Annotated in this window: 16 protein-coding genes, 1 tRNA gene and 2 riboswitches; of the genes, 9 read left to right on the top strand and 8 right to left on the bottom strand. The window is 67.7% G+C overall.

What is annotated here, in order from left to right:
* Positions 1-29: 29 nt before the first annotated feature.
* From mnhG to J9611_RS13595, 6 genes are read right to left on the bottom strand one after another with little or no spacing between them, the layout of a single operon-like run.
* Positions 30-437: a monovalent cation/H(+) antiporter subunit G gene (gene mnhG, locus J9611_RS13620; RefSeq protein WP_211880893.1), complete on the bottom strand. Its 408-nt coding sequence runs from the start codon at positions 435-437 to the stop codon at positions 30-32.
* A complete protein-coding gene (locus J9611_RS13615; protein WP_211880892.1) occupies positions 427-705 on the bottom strand; it encodes an MrpF/PhaF family protein in 279 nt (92 codons plus the stop codon). The genes mnhG and J9611_RS13615 overlap by 11 nt, the downstream gene beginning before the upstream one ends.
* Positions 702-1,247, bottom strand: a complete 546-nt coding sequence (locus J9611_RS13610) for a Na+/H+ antiporter subunit E (RefSeq protein ID WP_211880891.1) — start codon at positions 1,245-1,247, stop codon at positions 702-704. Before J9611_RS13610 ends, J9611_RS13615 begins: the two co-directional genes overlap by 4 nt.
* Positions 1,244-2,905 (bottom strand): Na+/H+ antiporter subunit D, encoded by a 1,662-nt coding sequence (locus tag J9611_RS13605; RefSeq protein WP_211880889.1) that lies wholly within the window; start codon positions 2,903-2,905, stop codon positions 1,244-1,246. The genes J9611_RS13610 and J9611_RS13605 overlap by 4 nt, the downstream gene beginning before the upstream one ends.
* Positions 2,902-3,453, bottom strand: coding sequence for a Na(+)/H(+) antiporter subunit C (locus J9611_RS13600; RefSeq protein ID WP_211880888.1), 552 nt, complete (start codon positions 3,451-3,453; stop codon positions 2,902-2,904). The genes J9611_RS13605 and J9611_RS13600 overlap by 4 nt, the downstream gene beginning before the upstream one ends.
* Positions 3,450-6,455 (bottom strand): Na+/H+ antiporter subunit A, encoded by a 3,006-nt coding sequence (locus J9611_RS13595; RefSeq protein WP_211880887.1) that lies wholly within the window; start codon positions 6,453-6,455, stop codon positions 3,450-3,452. The genes J9611_RS13600 and J9611_RS13595 overlap by 4 nt, the downstream gene beginning before the upstream one ends.
* A 142-nt stretch (positions 6,456-6,597) precedes the next feature.
* On the opposite strand from J9611_RS13595, the gene J9611_RS13590 reads away from it, so the two are divergent.
* The 4 genes from J9611_RS13590 to J9611_RS13575 all read left to right on the top strand — a co-directional run bounded on the left by J9611_RS13590 (position 6,598) and on the right by J9611_RS13575 (position 10,632).
* Entirely contained in the window at positions 6,598-8,001 is a 1,404-nt protein-coding gene (locus J9611_RS13590; protein ID WP_211880886.1) for an MFS transporter, read from the top strand.
* 38 nt (positions 8,002-8,039) lie between these two features.
* Positions 8,040-8,522 carry a cation:proton antiporter regulatory subunit gene (locus J9611_RS13585; RefSeq protein ID WP_211880885.1) on the top strand — a complete coding sequence of 161 codons (483 nt, stop codon included), beginning with the start codon at positions 8,040-8,042 and terminating at the stop codon, positions 8,520-8,522.
* A 5-nt stretch (positions 8,523-8,527) separates the two neighbouring features.
* The gene (locus tag J9611_RS13580) at positions 8,528-9,712 is read left to right on the top strand and encodes a cation:proton antiporter (protein WP_211880884.1); all 1,185 of its coding nucleotides are present in this window, start codon (positions 8,528-8,530) and stop codon (positions 9,710-9,712) included.
* A gap of 143 nt (positions 9,713-9,855) precedes the next feature.
* The gene (locus tag J9611_RS13575; RefSeq protein WP_211880883.1) at positions 9,856-10,632 is read left to right on the top strand and encodes a VOC family protein; all 777 of its coding nucleotides are present in this window, start codon (positions 9,856-9,858) and stop codon (positions 10,630-10,632) included.
* Here J9611_RS13575 and dcd read toward each other — a convergent pair.
* Complete coding sequence (gene dcd, locus J9611_RS13570) at positions 10,629-11,204, bottom strand: dCTP deaminase (protein WP_211880882.1); 576 nt, start codon at positions 11,202-11,204, stop codon at positions 10,629-10,631. The genes J9611_RS13575 and dcd overlap by 4 nt on opposite strands.
* A 131-nt stretch (positions 11,205-11,335) precedes the next feature.
* On the bottom strand, positions 11,336-11,782 hold the full coding sequence (locus tag J9611_RS13565; protein WP_211880881.1) for an SRPBCC family protein: 447 nt from the start codon (positions 11,780-11,782) through the stop codon (positions 11,336-11,338).
* A 253-nt stretch (positions 11,783-12,035) separates the two neighbouring features.
* On the opposite strand from J9611_RS13565, the gene J9611_RS13560 reads away from it, so the two are divergent.
* The 5 genes from J9611_RS13560 to gcvT all read left to right on the top strand — a co-directional run.
* Positions 12,036-12,109 (top strand) — tRNA-Gly (locus tag J9611_RS13560).
* A gap of 113 nt (positions 12,110-12,222) precedes the next feature.
* Positions 12,223-12,372: a hypothetical protein gene (locus J9611_RS13555; RefSeq protein WP_211880880.1), complete on the top strand. Its 150-nt coding sequence runs from the start codon at positions 12,223-12,225 to the stop codon at positions 12,370-12,372.
* The gene (locus J9611_RS13550; RefSeq protein WP_211880879.1) at positions 12,369-13,529 is read left to right on the top strand and encodes a N(5)-(carboxyethyl)ornithine synthase; all 1,161 of its coding nucleotides are present in this window, start codon (positions 12,369-12,371) and stop codon (positions 13,527-13,529) included. The genes J9611_RS13555 and J9611_RS13550 overlap by 4 nt, the downstream gene beginning before the upstream one ends.
* Before the next feature lie 119 nt (positions 13,530-13,648).
* A riboswitch (glycine riboswitch) is annotated at positions 13,649-13,746 on the top strand.
* Position 13,747: 1 nt separating this feature from the next.
* A riboswitch (glycine riboswitch) is annotated at positions 13,748-13,853 on the top strand.
* 50 nt (positions 13,854-13,903) lie between these two features.
* A complete protein-coding gene (gcvP, locus tag J9611_RS13545) occupies positions 13,904-16,768 on the top strand; it encodes an aminomethyl-transferring glycine dehydrogenase (RefSeq protein WP_211880877.1) in 2,865 nt (954 codons plus the stop codon).
* A gap of 10 nt (positions 16,769-16,778) precedes the next feature.
* Positions 16,779-17,822 (top strand): glycine cleavage system aminomethyltransferase GcvT (gene gcvT / locus J9611_RS13540; protein WP_211880876.1); only part of this gene is annotated, 1,044 nt, incomplete at its 3' end.

Raw genomic sequence — 17,822 nt, 5'->3', positions numbered from 1 at the left:
TCACCGGACAACCTCGGCCGCCGGACTGTTCAGCGTTCGGCCGGCCCGCCGTCGTCGTCGAAACCGTGCCTGCCGGCCGCCTGCTGCACCACGGCCTCCAGCTCGTCGGTGCTCAGCAGCTCCCGGTGCAGGTGCTTGGTGCGGTACCCGGCCCGGCCCACCATGTGGGCGGACACCGGCACCGTGAGCAGCTGGAAAATCCAGGCCACCGCCAGCACGGGCCACACCCACCAGGTGCGCAGCTGCAGCCCCACCGCGGCGAGCAGCAGGAACAGGCCCAGCACCTGGGGCTTGGTGGCGGCGTGCATCCTGCTCATGAGGTCGGGAAAGCGCAGCAGCCCGATGGCCGCGGCGAGCGACATCAGGGCGCCAAGCACCATGAAGACCGCCGAGACGGCGTCGATCACGGCGTCGGCGGAGAGCGGCTCAGGATTCATGGACGTTCCCCCGCCGGTCCGCGACGAACCGTGCCACCGTGACGGAGCCGACGAACCCGATGATCGAGATCGCCACCAGCAGCATCAGGTTGTTCAGGTGGCGGTTGACGGCCATGTCGATGCACAGCGCCGCCCCGAAGATGGCCAGCAGCACATCCGCGGCGAGCACCCGGTCCAGCAGGGACGGTCCCCTTCCGATCCGGATGATCGCCCCGGCCGCGGCCAGGGACAGCACGACGGCGGTCACGGTCAGGACAAGCTGCATCATGCGGCCGCCTCCTGGTTCAGTGCGGAAAGTTCGTCCCTGGTCCCCATGATGCGGATGAGTCTGGCCTCGGTGTCCCGGACGTCCTTGCGGAGCCTCGCGGCGTCCTCGGGGTTGCGGACATTGATGCCGTGGATGTAGAGCGTGGACGTGGACCTGTCCACCTCCACCACGAGCGAGCCCGGAATCAGTGAGATCACGTGCCCGGTGGCGGTCACCAGGAGATCGGAATGGCTCCGCAGCGGGACGGCGACGACGGCGCTGATCACCCTGGGGCCCTTGGCCACGGCCAGGTACAGGATCTGGAAGCTCGCTGCCACGACCTTGGCCAGGAAGGTCGCGGCAAACGGGATGGCGCGGAGCACGTTGAAGCGGCCGCCGAGCTCCACCGGTGGCAGGTAGAACAGCCTGGCCACCACCACGGCGATGAGGGCGCCGAAGAGCAGGTTCCCCGGGCTGAAGTCCTGCCACAGGGCGTCCCAGACGAACAGCAGCCAGATGAGCAGCGGCAGTTCCTGCCGCAGCGAGACGCGCCGCCGGCTCATTTCCCGCCGCCCCGCTGCTGACTGCCCGGCGGAACGCCCGGGACGCCGCCGGGGTCCTGGCCGGGCCCGGGCTGGGCGATCGCCGGCACCCGCGCCTCCTCGCCGAGCACTGCCTGGATATAGGATGACCGGTCCAGCATCTCCCGGGCCGACTGGTCGGCCACCTTGAACAGCGGTCCGGCGAAGACCGTCAGCCCCACGCCCAGCAGCACCAGCCCCAGGGTGGAACCCACCATGGTCCGCGGCAGCAAGGTCACGTTCGTCCTGCCCGCACGGTCCCCGGTGGCCGAATCCTCCGGGGCCGCGAGCAGCACCGGATCGGGATGCTCCGCGTCCGCGGGCTTGCGCCAGAACGCGCGGTTCCAGACCCTCGCCACGGCCAGCAGGGTCAGCAGGCTCGTCAGCACTCCCCCGATCACCAGGGCGTAGGCCAGCGGGGTGCCCAGCTGGACGCCGGCCTGCAGCAGCCCGAGCTTGCCCAGGAACCCGGAGAACGGGGGGATGCCGGCCAGGTTCATGGCGGGGACGAAGAACAGCACCGCCAGCAGCGGCGAGAGCTTGGCCAGCCCGGCCACCCGGTCCACCGAGGAACTGCCGCCCCGGCGCTCAATCAGCCCCGTCACCAGGAACAGGCTGGTCTGGATGGTGATGTGGTGCGCCACGTAGAAGACGGCGGCGCCCAGCCCGGCGGCCGTGGACATGGCCAGGCCGAACACCATGTAGCCGATATGGCTGACCAGCGTGAAGGACAGGAGCCGCTTGATGTCACTCTGCGCCAGGGCGCCGAGGATCCCCACCACCATGGTCAGCAACGCCGCAATCATCAGCGGGGTGTTGAGCGTGTCCCCCGGGAAGAGCAGCGTCTCGGTGCGCACCATCGCATAGACGCCCACCTTGGTCAGCAGGCCGGCGAACACGGCCGTGACGGGCGCGGGCGCGGTCGGGTAGGAGTCCGGGAGCCAGAAGGACAGCGGGAACACGGCGGCCTTGATGCCGAAGGCGACGAGCAGCATGACGTGCAGCAGGGTCTGCGTGCCCTGGTCCAGGCCCGCCAGCTTGATCGCGAGATCCGCCATGTTGATGGTTCCGGTGGCGCCATAGACCATGGCGATTGCGATCAGGAACAGCACCGAGGACACCACCGAGACCACCACGTAGGTCACGCCGGCGCGGATCCGCGGGCCCGTCCCGCCCAGGGTCATCAGCACGTAGCTGGCGGTCAGGAGGATCTCAAACCCCACATAGAGGTTGAACAGGTCCCCGGACAGGAAGGCGTTGGACACCCCGGCCACGAGGATCAGGTAGGTGGGGTAGAAGATTGAGACCGGCGCGTCCCGGTCGCCGTCGGCCATGCCCTGGCCGGCGGCGTAGATCAGCACGGCGAGGCTCACGGCGGAGGACACCACCAGCATCAGCGAGGAGAACTGGTCCACCACCAGCACAATGCCCCACGGGGGAAGCCAGCCGCCGATGTTCACCGCCGCGGTGCCGCCCTCCCAGACGGAGGCGAGCAGCCAGCATTCCAGCAGCAGGGTCAGGGACAGCAGACCGATGCTGACCGCCCGCTGGGCCCGCGAGTACCGGATCAGCAGGAAGGTCAGGGCGGCGCCCAGGACGGGAAGTACGACGGCGAGCGGGGCAAGACTGGCGATGTTCACGCTCCGCCTCCTTCCGGGTGTTGGGTCAGGTTCTGCGAACCGGGCCGTTCTTCCGCCGCGGCGGCCTCGGCCGGGATCAGGCGGCCGCCCGCCAGCACGCCGGCGGTGCTGGTGCCGGCGGCGGCGTCCATGGCCAGCGGGAACTCCGAGGTTTCCACCGGAACTATGGAGTCGTCCTCCGCGTCGAAGCTGGGCGTCCCGGCCACCCGGCGGTCCTCGGCGTCGTCCTGGATTTCATCCTGGCGGCCCAGCACCCAGGTGCGGTAGATGATCCCCAGCATGAACGCCGTGACGGCGAAGGAGATCACGATCGACGTCAGGATCAGGGCCTGCGGCAGCGGATCGTTGTAGTCCCGCGGGTCCGTGTCCCTGTTGAAGATCGGCGCCAGCCCGGCGTAGCCGCCGGTGGCCAGGATCAGCAGGTTGGTGGCGTTTGCCAGCATCATCAGGCCCAGCAGGACGCGGGTGAGGCTGCGCTCCAGGATCAGGTAGATGCCGCACGCGTACAGGGCTCCCATGACCGTCAGCAGGGTCAGGTTGACGCTCATGCTTTCCCCTTTGCCGTGGTTTCGGCGGGAATGCCGCCGGTTTCCTGTTCCGCGTACGGCTCCGCAGGGTGTTCCTCGAAGTGCTCGTCGATCTCCGCGCCCAGGCTGCGGAGCACATCCACGACCAGGCCGACGACGACCAGGTACACGCCGATGTCAAAGATCGTCGAGGTGACGAACTTGATGTCGCCGAAGACGGGCAGCCACAGCTCGACGATGGCGCTCTGGAACACCTGGCCGCCCAGCAGCAGCGGCACCACCCCTGACGCCGCCGCCGTGGCGAGGCCGATCCCCAGCAGGGTGCCGGCCCGGACGGGGGTGGCCTCGCGCAGCTCGAAGCGGCCGCCCGCGAGGTACCGGATCGTCAGCGCCAGGCCGGCGGTCAGTCCCCCGGAAAAGCCTCCGCCGGGCAGGTTGTGCCCGGCCAGGAGCAGATAGACGGAGAAGACGATCACGGAGTGGAAGATCAGCCGGGTGACCACCTCGAAAATGATCGAGCGGCGTTCCGGTGCCATGGTCCGCCCGGCCACCAGCCAGGCGTCGCGGCTGGCGGCGGCGAACCGGCGGCTCATGGCCAGCGCGGCGTCGGCGCGGGTGTTGCCCCGGGCACCTCTCCAGCGGCCCACCGTCCCTTCGGCCACTGTCGAGGACGCCTGGAGGCGGTCTCCGCGGCCGCGGACGAAAATCAGGCTGGCAACACCTGTCGCGGCCAGGGCCAGCACGGAGATCTCGCCGAAGGTGTCCCAGGCGCGGATATCCACCAGGGTGACGTTGACGACGTTCAGGCCCCCGCCGCCCTCGTACGCGAGTTTCGGGAACTCGAGCGAGACCGGCAGCGCCACGCGGGCCCCGAGGGCGTGGATCGCCACGAAGACCATGGTGACCCCGAAGGCCGCGCCGATGATGACCCGGATGACCCGGTATTTTCCGCCGGTGCGGTCCCGCAGCCCGGCGGGGAGGCTGCGCATGGCGAGGACAAACGCCACCAGGATGATGGTCTCGACCAGCATCTGGGTCAGCGCGAGGTCCGGGGCGCCCTGCAGGGAGAACATCAGGGCGATGCCGTAGCCGCTCACGGAGACCATCAGCACGGCCAGGAAGCGCTTGTTGGCACGCACGGCGGCCACCGCAGAGATCACGATCCCGGCGCCTGCCACGAGCTGCAGCGGGGAATTCGGGTCGATGAAGTACAGGCCCTGGGGAAGCGGCCTGTCGGCGAGGACCAGCGCCGTGAGCGGGAGCACGGTGGCCACGGTGAGGATGACGGAGAGGTAGAAGAACAGCGAACCCCGCTGGGTCCGGCCGGTCACCCAGACCGCCGCGTCGTCGAGCGCGCCGATGGTCTGCTGGTAGGCGCGGTCCCCGTCGATCCAGCCGGGGACCAGGCCCTGCAGCCGGGAAACGGCGTCGCGCCCGTAGAACATCGCCAGTCCGAGCGCAAAGGTCAGGGCGGTCAATCCGAGCGCCGGGGTGAAGCCGTGCCACAGGGAGAGATGACCGGCGGCGCCGGCCGCGGATCCGCCGGCGGGGTCCGTGCCGGCGAAGAGCGCCGCGTACGGCTGGATCCAGCCGTCCACTGCGCTCGGCCACAGCCCGTAGACAACCGTCAGGAGGCTCAGGAGGGCGGGGGCGGCGAGGAACGCCGGCTTGATCGGCTTGAACGGGGTGGCCTCGACGCCGGGTTTCACCGCGAAGGCGCCCCACATGAAGCGGGCGCTGTACGCGAAGGTCAGGATGGAGCCCAGGACCAGCCCGGCCAGGATCAGCAGGCCTGCCGGCGAGCCGGTTCCATAGTGGACGAAAGCCTCGAAGACGGACTCCTTCGCCACGAACCCGGCCAGCGGGGGGACTCCCGCCATCGAAGCCGCACCAATGGCTGCCACCACGGCCAGTGCCCGGGCGGAGCCGTAGACGCCGGAAAGTTTACGGATGTCGCGGGTGCCGGCCTGGTGGTCGATGATGCCCACCACAAGGAAGAGGGCGGCCTTGAAGAGCCCGTGAGCCAGGAGCAGGGCGAGCCCGGCGAGCGCCGCGTCGGGCGTGCCGAGTCCTACCACCATGGTCAGGAAGCCCAGCTGGCTGACGGTGCCGTAGGCCAGGATGAGCTTGATATCCGTCTGCCGGAGCGCCCGGTATCCGCCCACCAGCATGGTGGCCAGGCCCAGGCCCAGGACCAGGGGCAGCCAGAACGCCGTGTCCGCGAACCCTGGGGCGAGCCGCGCCACGAGGTAGATGCCCGCCTTCACCATGGCGGCGGCGTGCAGGTAGGCGCTCACCGGTGTGGGGGCCGCCATGGCGCCGGGCAGCCAGAAATGGAACGGGACCAGGGCCGACTTGGTGACGGCACCGATCAGGATGAGGACGACGGCGGCGCCGACGGCCGCCCCGGCCGGTCCGGTGGCCAGCTGGGGGGCCTGCGCCAGGATGGCCGAGATCCGGTAGGTCCCGGCGCTGAAGCCCAGCATGATCAGGCCCACGAGCATGGCCAGCCCGCCGGCGGTGGTCACCATGAGCGCCTGGAGCGCCGAGCGGCGGGCGGCCAGCCTGGTGCGGGCGTAGCCGATCAGCAGGTAGGACAGCACGGTGGTCAGTTCCCAGAAGATGAACAGCAGGAGCAGGTCGTCCGCGGTGACCAGCCCGAACATCACCCCGGCGAAGGCGAGCAGCTGGGCGCCGAATCCGCCCAGGTAGTCATCCTGGTCCTTGAAGTACCGGGCGCAGTATACGAGCACCAGCGCACCCACCCCGAGGACCAGCAGCGACATGACCCAGGCCAGGGCATCCATCCGGAAGGCGAGCTCAAGCCTGAGCTCGGGGATCCAGGGCAGCACCTCTTCCGTAAACCCGGCGTCCGAATAGACCTGCCCCTGCTGCAGGAGCAGCCAGAGGAAGGAGCCGGCGGGAACCGCTGCGAGCGCGTAGAACGAATTCCTGCCGAACTTCCGGAAGAGGAAAGGCGCCACAGCGGCCACCGCAAAGTGCACGGCAAGGACTGTGATCACTGGTATCTCCGCAACGTCAGGGTTTCGATTGTCAATAAGTTGGAGCAGGCGGTTATTCGTTAGGTTCGGTACGGACAGTTTACCAAGCGTTGACAAATGCTTTACGCAAGAACTCCCGGCGGAGGCGGCTACCATTCAGGCTATGAACTCCGCCGCGGCCCCCGGGGCCACCCGCCCGTCCTCGGACCTCGAATCCGGGAGCCAGGCCGCCCACAAGGGGCGGGTCCTGGCGTGGGCCGCCTGGGACTGGGGCTCTGCAGCCTTCAATGCCGTCATGACCACCTTCGTCTTCACCGTCTATCTGACGTCCGGGTCCTTCGGCGGCGGGGACCAGGCCTCGGCCGTCCTGGGCAGCGCACTGGCCATCGCCGGCGCAGCCATTGCCCTGCTGGCACCTGTCACCGGCCAGCGCTCGGATACGGGCGGACGGCGCAGGCTCTGGCTGGGCGTCAACACGGCCGCCGTCGCGCTCCTGACGGGCCTGTGCTTCTTCGTCTTCCCGCGGCCTGAATTCCTGCTGCTTGGCGTGACGCTGATTGCGCTGGGCAATGTCTTCTTCGAATTCGCCGGCGTGAACTACAACGCCATGCTGGCGCAGGTCTCCACCCCCGGGAACATCGGCAAGGTGAGCGGTTTCGGCTGGGGGATGGGGTATCTCGGCGGCATCGTGGCGCTGCTGATAGTGCTCCAGCTGTTCGTCCAGCCCAGCTTCGACTGGTTCGGCTCGTCCACCCAGGACAGCCTCAACATCAGGCTCGTGGCCGTTTTCTCCGCCCTCTGGTTCTTCGTCTTCGCCCTGCCGGTACTGTTCGCCGTGCCCGAACTCCCCAAAGCCGGGCCGGGCGCGGGCCTGGGCTTCCTCGCGTCCTACGGCCTGCTCATCCGCCGCATCAAGGCGATCTACAGGACGAGCCCGCACACCATCTTCTTCCTGCTCGCGAGCGCCGTCTTCCGGGACGGGCTGGCCGCCGTCTTCACTTTCGGCGGGATCATTGCCGCCGGCACCTTCGGCTTCGAACTCAAGGACGTCATCTTCTTCGCCATCTTCGGCAACATCGTGGCGGCGGCCGGGGCCATCGCCGGCGGCTTCCTGGATGACAGGATCGGCCCGAAGGCGGTCATCATCGGCTCCCTCGTGGGGCTCCTGATCGCGGGCACCGTCATCCTGGTCCTCGGCAACGGCAGCTATGTGTTCTTCGGCCTGGACTGGTCCGGCAGCACCACGTTCTGGATTTTCGGCCTGTTCCTGTGCCTCTTCGTGGGGCCCGCCCAGTCCTCCTCGCGCGCCTACCTCGCGCGCCTCGCCCCGCACGGCGAGTCCGGGGAGCTCTTCGGCCTCTACGCCACCACGGGCCGGGCCGTGAGCTTCCTCGCCCCGGCACTCTTCACCCTCTGCATCACCATCGCGTCCCCGCTCGTGGCTCCCGGCGAGGCCCAGCGCTGGGGCATCCTCGGCATCATGGTGGTGCTGCTGGCGGGGCTGCTGGTATTCCTGCCTGTCAGGCCTCCGGGAAAGACGGAAATCGCCGTCGTGCAGGAAGCCTGAGGCCGCCGAAACACCGGCGGGCGGACTAGGCTGGAGCCATGAACGTGGACGAGGTAGACCTCCCAGGCCTGGGCCGGCGCAAGGACTTCATGACCGCCTCGGGGCGCCGGATCGGCGTCGTCGAATACCGCGAAGGCCAGACCGAACTGATCGTCTCGACGTGGGACGATCCCGACACCTGCCAGGCATCCATCCCGCTGACCGCCGACGAAGCCGCGACCCTGGGCAACCTGTTGGGCGGCCAGCGGCTGGCCATGCAGCTCTCGGAAGCGCACCGGGAAGTCCCGGGGATCGTCACCCGCCAGTTTTCGATCGGCGCGGAATCCCCCTTCCATGACAAGGCGATGGGAGATGCCTGCATCCGTACCCGCAGCGGCGTCTCCATCGTGGCCATTATGCGCGAAGGTGAGGTGCTCCCCTCGCCCGGACCCGACGTCGTCCTGCACCCCGGTGATCTCCTCGTCGCCGTGGGAACGCAAGAAGGCCTGGACACGGCGGCCGGCATCCTGCGCAACGGCTGAGCGGCATGGATCCGCTCGCACTGACCCTGATCGAGCTGGGGGCCGTCGTCTTCTGCCTCGGCATGCTGGCGAGATTGGCCGGACGGATCGGGATGTCCCCCATCCCGCTGTACCTCGTGGGCGGGCTGTTTTTCGGGGCGGGCGGACTGGTCAAACTCGAAGGCATGCACGAGTTTGCACATCTTTCCAGCGAGATCGGCGTGATCCTCCTGCTGCTTATGCTCGGCTTGGAATATACGGCTGCCGAGCTGGTGACGGGCCTGCGGCGGTCCTGGCAGGCCGGCGTCCTTGACCTGGTGCTGAACTTCCTCCCCGGCGCCGGGCTGGCGGTGATGCTGGGCTGGGGGGTGGTGGGCGCCATGGTGATGGGCGGCGTCACCTATATTTCGTCCTCCGGCATCGCGGCCAAGGTGATCACGGACCTCGGCCGGATCGGCAACCGTGAAACACCGGTGATCCTGTCCATCCTGGTTTTCGAGGACCTGGCCATGGCCATCTACCTGCCAATCCTGACGGCCACCCTGGCCGGAGTCAGCTTCCTGGTGGGCCTGCAGACGGTGGGGATTTCCCTCGCCGTCGTCAGCCTGGTGCTGCTGGTGGCCCTGCGCCACGGCCACCATGTGTCCAAGGCCGTCCACAGCGAAAACTCCGAAGTGTTCCTGCTCAACCTGCTGGGCCTTGCGCTGCTCGTGGCCGGGCTGGCTGCCGCCATGCAGGTCTCGGCGGCCGTGGGCGCCTTCATGCTCGGGATCGCCATTTCCGGTGCGACGGCGCACAGCGCCACCCGTATCCTCGAGCCGCTGCGGGACCTCTTCGCGGCGATCTTCTTTGTCGTCTTCGGGCTTAACACTGATCCGCGGACCATCCCGCCGGTCCTCGGCTGGGCACTGCTGCTGGCCGTCGTGACGGCGGCCACCAAGATGATCACCGGAATCTGGGCGGCGAAACGCGCGGGGATCGGCGTGCCGGGCCGGTTCCGCGCCGGGGCGGCGCTGATCGCCCGGGGCGAGTTCTCAATCGTCATCGCAGGCCTCGCCGTCGCCTCCGGCGTCGTTCCGCCGCAGCTGGCAGCCCTGGCCACCGCCTACGTGCTGATCATGGCCATCATGGGTCCGCTGGCTGCCCGCTTTGTCGAACCGCTCGTAAAGATGCTGCGTCCCGCGAAGCCGCGGGTGGTCGGCGCCGCCTGAACCGGACCGCGCCGCCGGATGGCCTGGAACTTCCCAGCGACGTCGTCGAAGTAATCTACGCGGCCTATCAATCCGCGGAAGCGGCCAGCGGATAGCGCTGGAGAGCCACTGATTTCCCACCACGCCACGAAAAGAGCAATCGCATGATCTACGAACTCAATCACTTCGGAATATTCGTTCAGGACATCGAAGCGTCGCTGGACTTCTACCGGAAGCTGGACACCAAGATCGTCTTCCACCACACCATTGAAGGTCCGCAGGTGCAGGTTGTGTATCTGCAGCTTGCGGGGGGCATGATCGAGCTCATTTTCAACCCGCGGCCCCGGGAGGGAACACAATTCGGCATCGACCATCTGGCGTTCATGACGGATGACCTCGAGGGCGACTACCAGCGCCTGATCGACGCCGGCTGCGCAGCAGACGAGGCCCCGAAGAGAGCAGGCACCGGCAACGGCACCCTGGCGTTCCTGCGGCGTCCGGATGGTGGCCGCCTGGAGTTGCTGGAACGCGACGTCGATTTCCGCGTCCCGGAGCCGGCCGGCGGACTCGTGCAGGGATTCGACCACTACGCCTACAGGGTGGATGACCTTGACGAGGCCGAGGAGTTCTTCGCCAAGACCATCGGGATGGCGCCCCTTCAGGACATGCCGACGGCCGGCGCGAAGGCGACCCGGTCCTTCTACAACTTCGGCTACGACGTCCTCGGTCTCCGTAGCACGGGGGAGGACACCGATCGCTTCCCGCACTTCGCGCTTCGCGTCGACGACGTGGATCAGGCCCTCGAGGTGCTCGCCGAACGAGGCGTAGAGTCCATTGCCCCGTCGGCGCCCTCCAAGTCCGGGATCGGCCGGAACGCATTCCTGACTGACCCCGACGGCGTTCGGATCGAGCTGCTCGACAGGCCCGATCTTAGGTCCTAGAGCACCGTGCGGTGGAAGTTCAGGTGGCTGCGGCTTGCCGTCGGGCCGCGCTGGCCCTGGTAACGGTTGCCGTATTCACCGGAGCCGTAGGGAAACTCGGCCGCCGAGCTGAGACGGAAGAAGCACAACTGGCCGATCTTCATGCCCGGCCACAGCTTGATCGGCAGCGTGGCCATATTGGACAACTCGAGCGTGACGTGGCCTGAGAAGCCGGGGTCGATGAAACCGGCCGTCGAGTGTGTCAGCAGGCCCAGGCGGCCCAGCGAGGACTTGCCCTCGAGCCGGGCGGCGATGTCATCGGGAAGGGTGACGGTCTCATAGGTGGAGCCCAGGACGAACTCCCCCGGGTGCAGGATGAACGGCTCACCGGAGTCGACCTCGACCAGGCGGGTCAGCTCGGGCTGTTCCTCCGAGGGATCGATGTGGGCGTACTTGTGGTTGTCGAAGAGCCGGAAGAACTTGTCGATCCGCACATCCACCGACGACGGCTGGACCATGGCAGGGTCGAACGGCTCCAGAACAATCCGTTGGGAATCTATTTCGGCACGAATGTCGCGGTCAGAGATCAGCACACGATCAAAAATACCGCATCCGCCGCAGGCGTGACGCAGGGGCGGGACGCACGGGGCCGTTGGGAACAGGTCCGGGGCCCCTGCCCCTGAGTCCGCGCCGACACTTGGCCGGTGGCCGCTGCGGCGGCCGCTTATTCCGTTTCAGGCATGTCTTCCAGCACGGCCTTGAGCTGGTCAAGCTGGCCGACTTCAGCCCTCATCCGCCGGCCGAAGACGTTCGTGAGCCGGTCCAGGAGCCCCCTGGGCTCATATTCCAGCGCGAAGCGGACGCGCGTGTTGTGACCCTCGGTGCTCAGGTAGTAGCCGCCGTGCGGCCGTTCCGGGCCGACGATGACCCGGTACTGGATCTCGGCGCCCGGCCGCGCTTCGATGATCTCAAAATCTGCGGCGACGGGCCGGCCGCCGGGGCCGGTGCGGGTCTGCCGGTAGACGGCGCCCTTCGCGCCTTCGGTGCCCGATTCCAGCTCGACGCTCCTGATCCCCTCACGCCAGATCGGGAGATTCCGGCCGTCCAGCAGGAAGTTGTACACGCTCAGCGCGTCGCGCGCGATGACGACGTCGTACTCTGCGAATGCCACGGAAATCCTTGCTCGGCGATGGCTGGTGGGTGTAGCCCGTTCCCCCGAGACTGCAGCTAGCCATTTCAGGATAAACAGCAAGCCCGGCGCCGGCAGCCGCGCGGCCGGGTTTTACCGAAGAGTTATCCGAAGCGTTATGGGACCCTGCCGGGTCCGGCTGCGCTGACCCGGCTGCGCTCACCGCCGTACCGCGGCGGGCAAAGCCCCCCGGCTGTTGTAAGCTAGGTTCCGCGGCGCTGGAAAGCGCGGCAACGCGGCTGTAGCTCAATGGTAGAGCGCTAGCTTCCCAAGCTCGATACGCGGGTTCGATTCCCGTCAGCCGCTCCAATCCACGCACCGCGCAGCGCCCATGACTACCCCTGACTGCCCCGGGGCGCGTTAGGCCGGTACCTGTATCGTTCGAAGTCAGGAACCTCTTCGGTTCCGCTACAGGAGCGATCATGGCTGACAAATCCCCCCGTCAAGCAGCATCCAAGAAATCCGGCAAGTCCATCAAGGAAAAGCGCGCCGACAAAAAGGCCACTGCAGCGCCGCCCAGCTCCATGGACAAGGCCACCGCCGCCAAGCCGGCGAATCCCAAAAAGAAGTGACCGGTTCGACGGACCGCCTCACCCTGGGAGTCCTTGCCGGCTCGCGGAAACCTGACGAGCGTCGCCTCCCGATCCATCCCCTGCACCTGGAGCGCATCGATCCGGAACTCCGGCAGCAGCTGATCCTCGAAGAAGGCTACGGCGAGCGGTTCGGCGTTTCGGACGCCCATCTGGCACCGCTGGTGGGGCGCATCGCCCCGCGCGCGCAGCTGCTGGCGGAGGCCGACGTCGTCCTCCTGCCCAAGCCGCAGCCCGAGGACCTTGCCGAGCTCCGCGACGGGCAGGTCCTCTGGGGCTGGCCGCACTGCGTCCAGGACCGGGCCATCACCCAGCTGGCGATCGACAAGAAGCTCACGCTGATCGCCTTTGAGGCGATGAACCACTGGGCCAGCGACGGCGGCTTCGGCCTGCACGTTTTCCACAAGAACAACGAACTGGCCGGCTACTGCTCGGTGCTGCATTCCCTGGCCCTCAAGGGCTCCACCGGGGACTATGGCCGGAGGCTCAGCGCCGTCGTCATCGGTTTCGGCGCGACGGCGCGCGGGGCCGTCACGGCCCTCAACGCCCACGGCATCCACGACGTCCAGGTCCTGACCAGCCGGGGTGTGGCCGCGGTGGCCTCGCCCATCCATTCGGTGCGGATTGCCCAGTTCGACCACGATGACAAGGCGCCGTTCCTCAGCGAGGTCATCACCGAACGCGGGCGGGTGCCGCTGGCGCCCTTCCTCGCCCAAAGCGACGTCGTGGTCAACTGCACCCTGCAGGATCCCAACGCGCCGCTGACCTACCTGCGCGCCGAGGACCTGGGCGCCTTCCGGCCCGGCAGCCTGATCGTGGACGTTTCCTGCGATGAGGGCATGGGCTTCAGCTGGGCGAAAAACACCACCTTCGCCGAGCCGATGTTCCAGGTGGGCGACCACATCGACTACTACGCGGTGGACCACAGCCCCTCCTACCTCTGGGATTCCTCCAGCTGGGAGATCAGCGAGGCCCTGCTGCCGTTCCTGGAGACCGTGATCTCCGGCCCCGGGGCGTGGACGGAAAATGAGACCATCCGCCGGGCGGTGGAAATCCGCGACGGCGTTATCCTCAACAAGGATGTGCTGCAGTTCCAGCGGCGCGAGCAGGAGTACCCGCACCCCCCGCTGGGCGCGTAGGGGCCCTGCCGCGGGCCGATTCGAGCGTAATGGTTACGGCGATTTTGACGCGGCGGTTTGCGTGTGGCCCGAATAACGGCTAAATTGTGAGTCGGATCACTCACAAGTGATCGTGCTTATGATCTGCGGCGGGAGAGTCCTGCCGGTACGTTCAGCAGGCGCCGTAGGAGCAAATCCTCCCCAGGAATCTCTCAGGCCCACGTACCGCCGCGGCAAGGCAACTCTGGAAAGCAGTCCGGGAAACCGGGCTCACCGACGGTGCAAGCGGCGCCCTGCGAGAGCGGGCAATGCGGAAACTCTCAGGTCCAAGACAGAGCGGGGAGGAACCCGAATCATCGTGGCGCTATTGCACCACCTGAATTATGGAGTTCCTCATGACCGTCCAATCCAAACCCACCGTCTTTGCAGACCGGCACATCGGCGCCCGCCGCCAGTCCGACGTCGACACCATGCTTAAGTTTGTCGGCTACGACAGCGTCGACGGCCTCGTCGACACCGCCGTTCCGGACTCCATCCGCCAGGCAAGCCCCCTGCTCCTGAAGGACGCCCTCAGCGAGGTCGAGGTTCTCGCCGAGCTGCGCCGCCTGGCTTCGAAGAACAAGACCGCGGTCCAGATGATCGGCCAGGGCTACTACGACACCGTGACGCCGCCGGTGATCCGCCGGAACATCCTCGAGGCCCCGGCCTGGTACACCGCCTACACGCCGTACCAGCCGGAAATCTCGCAGGGCCGGCTGGAGGCGCTGCTGAACTTCCAGACCATGGTCCAGGACCTGGTGGGCCTGCCGGTCGCGAACGCGTCGCTGCTGGATGAAGCGACGGCGGTCGCCGAGGCCGTGCTGATGATGCGCCGGGCCAACAAGAACAAGGCCGCCCACGACGGCAAGACCGTCCTGGATGCCGACTGCCTGCCCCAGACCATTGCCATCGTCAAGGGCCGCGCCGAGGCGCTGGGCTTCGAGGTCGAGGTCGCCGACCTGTCCAAGGGCCTGCCCGACGGCGTCATCAACGGCGTCGTGCTGCAGCAGCCCGGTGTTTCGGGCCGGGTGTTTGACCACGCTGAAGCGATCGCGGCGGCGAAGGAACGCGGCGCGCTCGTCACCGTCGCCGCCGATCTGTTGGCCCTGACCCTGATCGTTCCGCCGGGTGAGCAGGGCGCGGACATCGCCGTCGGCTCCACGCAGCGTTTCGGTGTTCCGTTGTTCTTCGGCGGCCCGCACGCGGCCTACATGGCCGTGCAGAAGGGCCTGGAGCGGTCCATGCCGGGCCGGCTGGTCGGTGTGTCCAAGGACTCCGCCGGCGTTCCGGCGTACCGCCTGGCGCTGCAGACCCGCGAGCAGCACATCCGCCGGGAGAAGGCGACGTCCAACATCTGCACCGCGCAGGCGCTGCTGGCCATCGTGTCCTCGTTCTACGCCGTCTACCACGGCCCGGACGGCCTCAAGGCAATCGCCGAACAGGTCCACAACAACGCCCGCACCCTGGCCGCCACCCTTCAGGCCGCCGGCCGCGAACTGGTCGCCGATACCTTCTTCGACACCGTCACGGTCCGGGTCCCGGGCAAGGCCGCCAAGGTCATCGCCGCCGCCCAGGCACGCGGCATCAACCTGCGCCACATCGACGGCGACACCATCGGCGTGTCCGCTGATGAAACCACGACGACGGAGGTCCTCTCAGCCATCGCCGTCGCCTTCGGTGCCGGTCCGGTTGCCGACGCGAAGGGCTTTGAACTGCCCGGATCGGTGCTCCGCACCTCCGATTACCTGCAGCACCCGGTGTTCAACACCCACCGCTCCGAGACCCAGCTGCTGCGCTATATCCGCAGGCTGAGTGACCGGGACCTGGCACTGGACCGCACCATGATCCCGCTGGGCTCGTGCACCATGAAGCTGAACGCCACCGCGGAGATGGAAGCCATCTCCTGGCCCGAATTCGCCTCCATCCACCCGTTCGCCCCGGACTCCCAGACCGAGGGCTGGCGCGAGCTCATCAGCGGGCTGGAAGCGGACCTCGCCGAAATCACCGGCTACGACCAGGTGTCGCTGCAGCCGAACGCAGGATCCCAGGGCGAGCTCGCCGGCCTGCTGGCCATCCGCGGCTACCACCGCTCCCGCGGTGACGACCAGCGCAACGTCTGCCTGATCCCGGCCTCGGCCCACGGCACCAACGCCGCCTCCGCGGTCCTCGCCGGCATGAAGGTCGTCGTCGTGGCCACCGCATCGGACGGCACGATCGACCATGCCGACCTGAACGCCAAGATCGAGGCCAACAAGGACGCCCTCTCGGCCATCATGATCACCTACCCCTCCACCCATGGCGTGTACGACGCCGACGTCACCGAAATCTGCGACGCGGTGCACGCCGCCGGCGGCCAGGTCTACGTGGACGGCGCCAACCTCAACGCCCTGGTGGGACTGGCCCAGCCGGGCAAGTTCGGCGGCGACGTTTCGCACCTGAACCTGCACAAGACCTTCTGCATCCCGCACGGCGGCGGCGGACCCGGCGTCGGCCCGGTCGCTGCCAAGGCCCACCTGGCACCGTTCATGCCGGGGGACGCCAACAAGGCAGCCCACGACGACGGTCACGGCGGGTCAAAGGGTGTGGCCATCTCCGCGTCCAACTACGGTTCCGCCGGCGTCCTGCCGATCTCCTGGGCCTACGTGAAGCTCATGGGCGGCGAAGGCCTGACCGAGGCGACAAAGTCGGCGCTCCTCGCGGCCAACTACGTCGCCGCACGGTTGAACGAGTACTTCCCGGTCCTGTACACGGGTGAGGGCGGCCTCGTGGCGCACGAGTGCATCCTGGACCTCCGTGACCTGACTGCCCGGACCGGCGTCACGGCCGAGGACGTGGCCAAGCGCCTCATCGACTACGGCTTCCACGCCCCCACGCTGGCGTTCCCGGTTGCCGGCACGCTGATGGTGGAGCCCACCGAGTCCGAGGACCTGGCCGAGATCGACCGGTTCATTGAAGCGATGATCACCATCCGGCAGGAAATCGACCAGGTGGCCGACGGTGACTTCACCGTGGAGAACAGCCCGCTGCGCAACGCACCCCACACCGCGTCCGCCGTCGTCTCCTCAGAGTGGACGCGGACCTACAGCCGTGAGCAGGCCGTGTTCCCGGTACACCACCTCAAGCAGGACAAGTACTTCCCGCCCGTGGGCCGCATCGACGGCGCCGGCGGGGACCGCAACCTGATCTGCTCCTGCCCGCCGCTTTCCGAGTTTGAAAACTAAGGACCCCGCCATGACTGAGAACTACACCGCGCTCTACGAAGAGCACAAGAAACTCGGCGCCTCCTTCACCGACTTCGGTGGCTGGCAGATGCCCCTGAAGTACAGCTCCGAACTGGCCGAACACCACGCCGTGCGCAACGCCGCCGGCCTGTTCGACCTCTCCCACATGGGCGAGGTCTGGGTCACCGGCCCCGAAGCCGGCGCCTTCCTGGACTATGCCCTGGTCGGCAAACTCTCCGCAATCGCGGACGGGAAAGCCAAATACTCGCTGATCTGCAACGCCGACGGCGGCATCATCGATGACCTCATCACCTACCGTTTCGGCGACGAGAAGTACCTGGTGGTCCCCAACGCGGGCAACGCACCCACCGTCGCCGCTGCCCTGGCTGAGCGGGCCGGGAATTTCGATGTGAAGGTCGAGAACGTCTCCGCGGAGATGTCCCTCGTCGCGGTCCAGGGTCCCAAGGCCGAGGCCATCCTGCTCAAGCTGACCGATGAGTCCCAGCACGCGCTGGTCACCGACCTGAAGTACTACGCGTTCAACGAGGTCACCGTGGCCGGCCACGAGGTCATCCTGGCGCGCACCGGCTACACCGGTGAGGACGGCTTCGAGCTCTTTGTACCGAACGACGGCGCCGCCCCCCTGTGGGCTTCGATCGCCGAAGCGGGGGCTGAGTTCGGCATCGTTCCGTGCGGCCTAGCCTCCCGCGATTCGCTCCGGCTCGAAGCCGGCATGCCGCTGTACGGCAACGAGCTTTCGCTCGAACGGTCGCCGTTCGACGCCGGCCTGGGTCCTGTCGTGGCGCTGAAAAGCAAGGAAGGCGACTTCGTGGGCCGCTCGGCACTGGAGGCCGCCAAGGAGGCCGGTTCCGAGCGCAAACTGGTGGGCCTGAAGGGCCTCGGCCGCCGCGCCGGCCGCGGGCACTACCCGGTGCTCAAGGACGGCGTAGTGGTTGGTGAAGTCACGTCCGGCCAGCCCTCCCCGAGCCTGGGCTACCCGATTGCGATGGCCTACGTGGATGTTGCACACACCGAGCCGGGCACTGCCCTCGAT

Source organism: Pseudarthrobacter albicanus (genome assembly GCF_018224015.1).
In the GTDB taxonomy this organism is placed as follows: domain Bacteria; phylum Actinomycetota; class Actinomycetes; order Actinomycetales; family Micrococcaceae; genus Arthrobacter; species Arthrobacter albicanus.
This window is presented reverse-complemented; position numbering and strand designations above follow the sequence as displayed.

Excerpts from the sequence above, each read along its gene's own strand:
- mnhG (WP_211880893.1), bottom strand. The coding sequence starts at position 437 with ATGAATCCTGAGCCGCTCTCCGCCGACGCCGTGATCGACGCCGTCTCG.
- J9611_RS13615 (WP_211880892.1), bottom strand. The coding sequence starts at position 705 with ATGATGCAGCTTGTCCTGACCGTGACCGCCGTCGTGCTGTCCCTGGCC.
- J9611_RS13610 (WP_211880891.1), bottom strand. The coding sequence starts at position 1,247 with ATGAGCCGGCGGCGCGTCTCGCTGCGGCAGGAACTGCCGCTGCTCATC.
- J9611_RS13600 (WP_211880888.1), bottom strand. The coding sequence starts at position 3,453 with ATGAGCGTCAACCTGACCCTGCTGACGGTCATGGGAGCCCTGTACGCG.
- J9611_RS13590 (WP_211880886.1), top strand. The coding sequence starts at position 6,598 with ATGAACTCCGCCGCGGCCCCCGGGGCCACCCGCCCGTCCTCGGACCTC.
- J9611_RS13585 (WP_211880885.1), top strand. The coding sequence starts at position 8,040 with ATGAACGTGGACGAGGTAGACCTCCCAGGCCTGGGCCGGCGCAAGGAC.
- J9611_RS13580 (WP_211880884.1), top strand. The coding sequence starts at position 8,528 with ATGGATCCGCTCGCACTGACCCTGATCGAGCTGGGGGCCGTCGTCTTC.
- J9611_RS13575 (WP_211880883.1), top strand. The coding sequence starts at position 9,856 with ATGATCTACGAACTCAATCACTTCGGAATATTCGTTCAGGACATCGAA.
- J9611_RS13555 (WP_211880880.1), top strand. The coding sequence starts at position 12,223 with ATGGCTGACAAATCCCCCCGTCAAGCAGCATCCAAGAAATCCGGCAAG.
- gcvP (WP_211880877.1), top strand. The coding sequence starts at position 13,904 with ATGACCGTCCAATCCAAACCCACCGTCTTTGCAGACCGGCACATCGGC.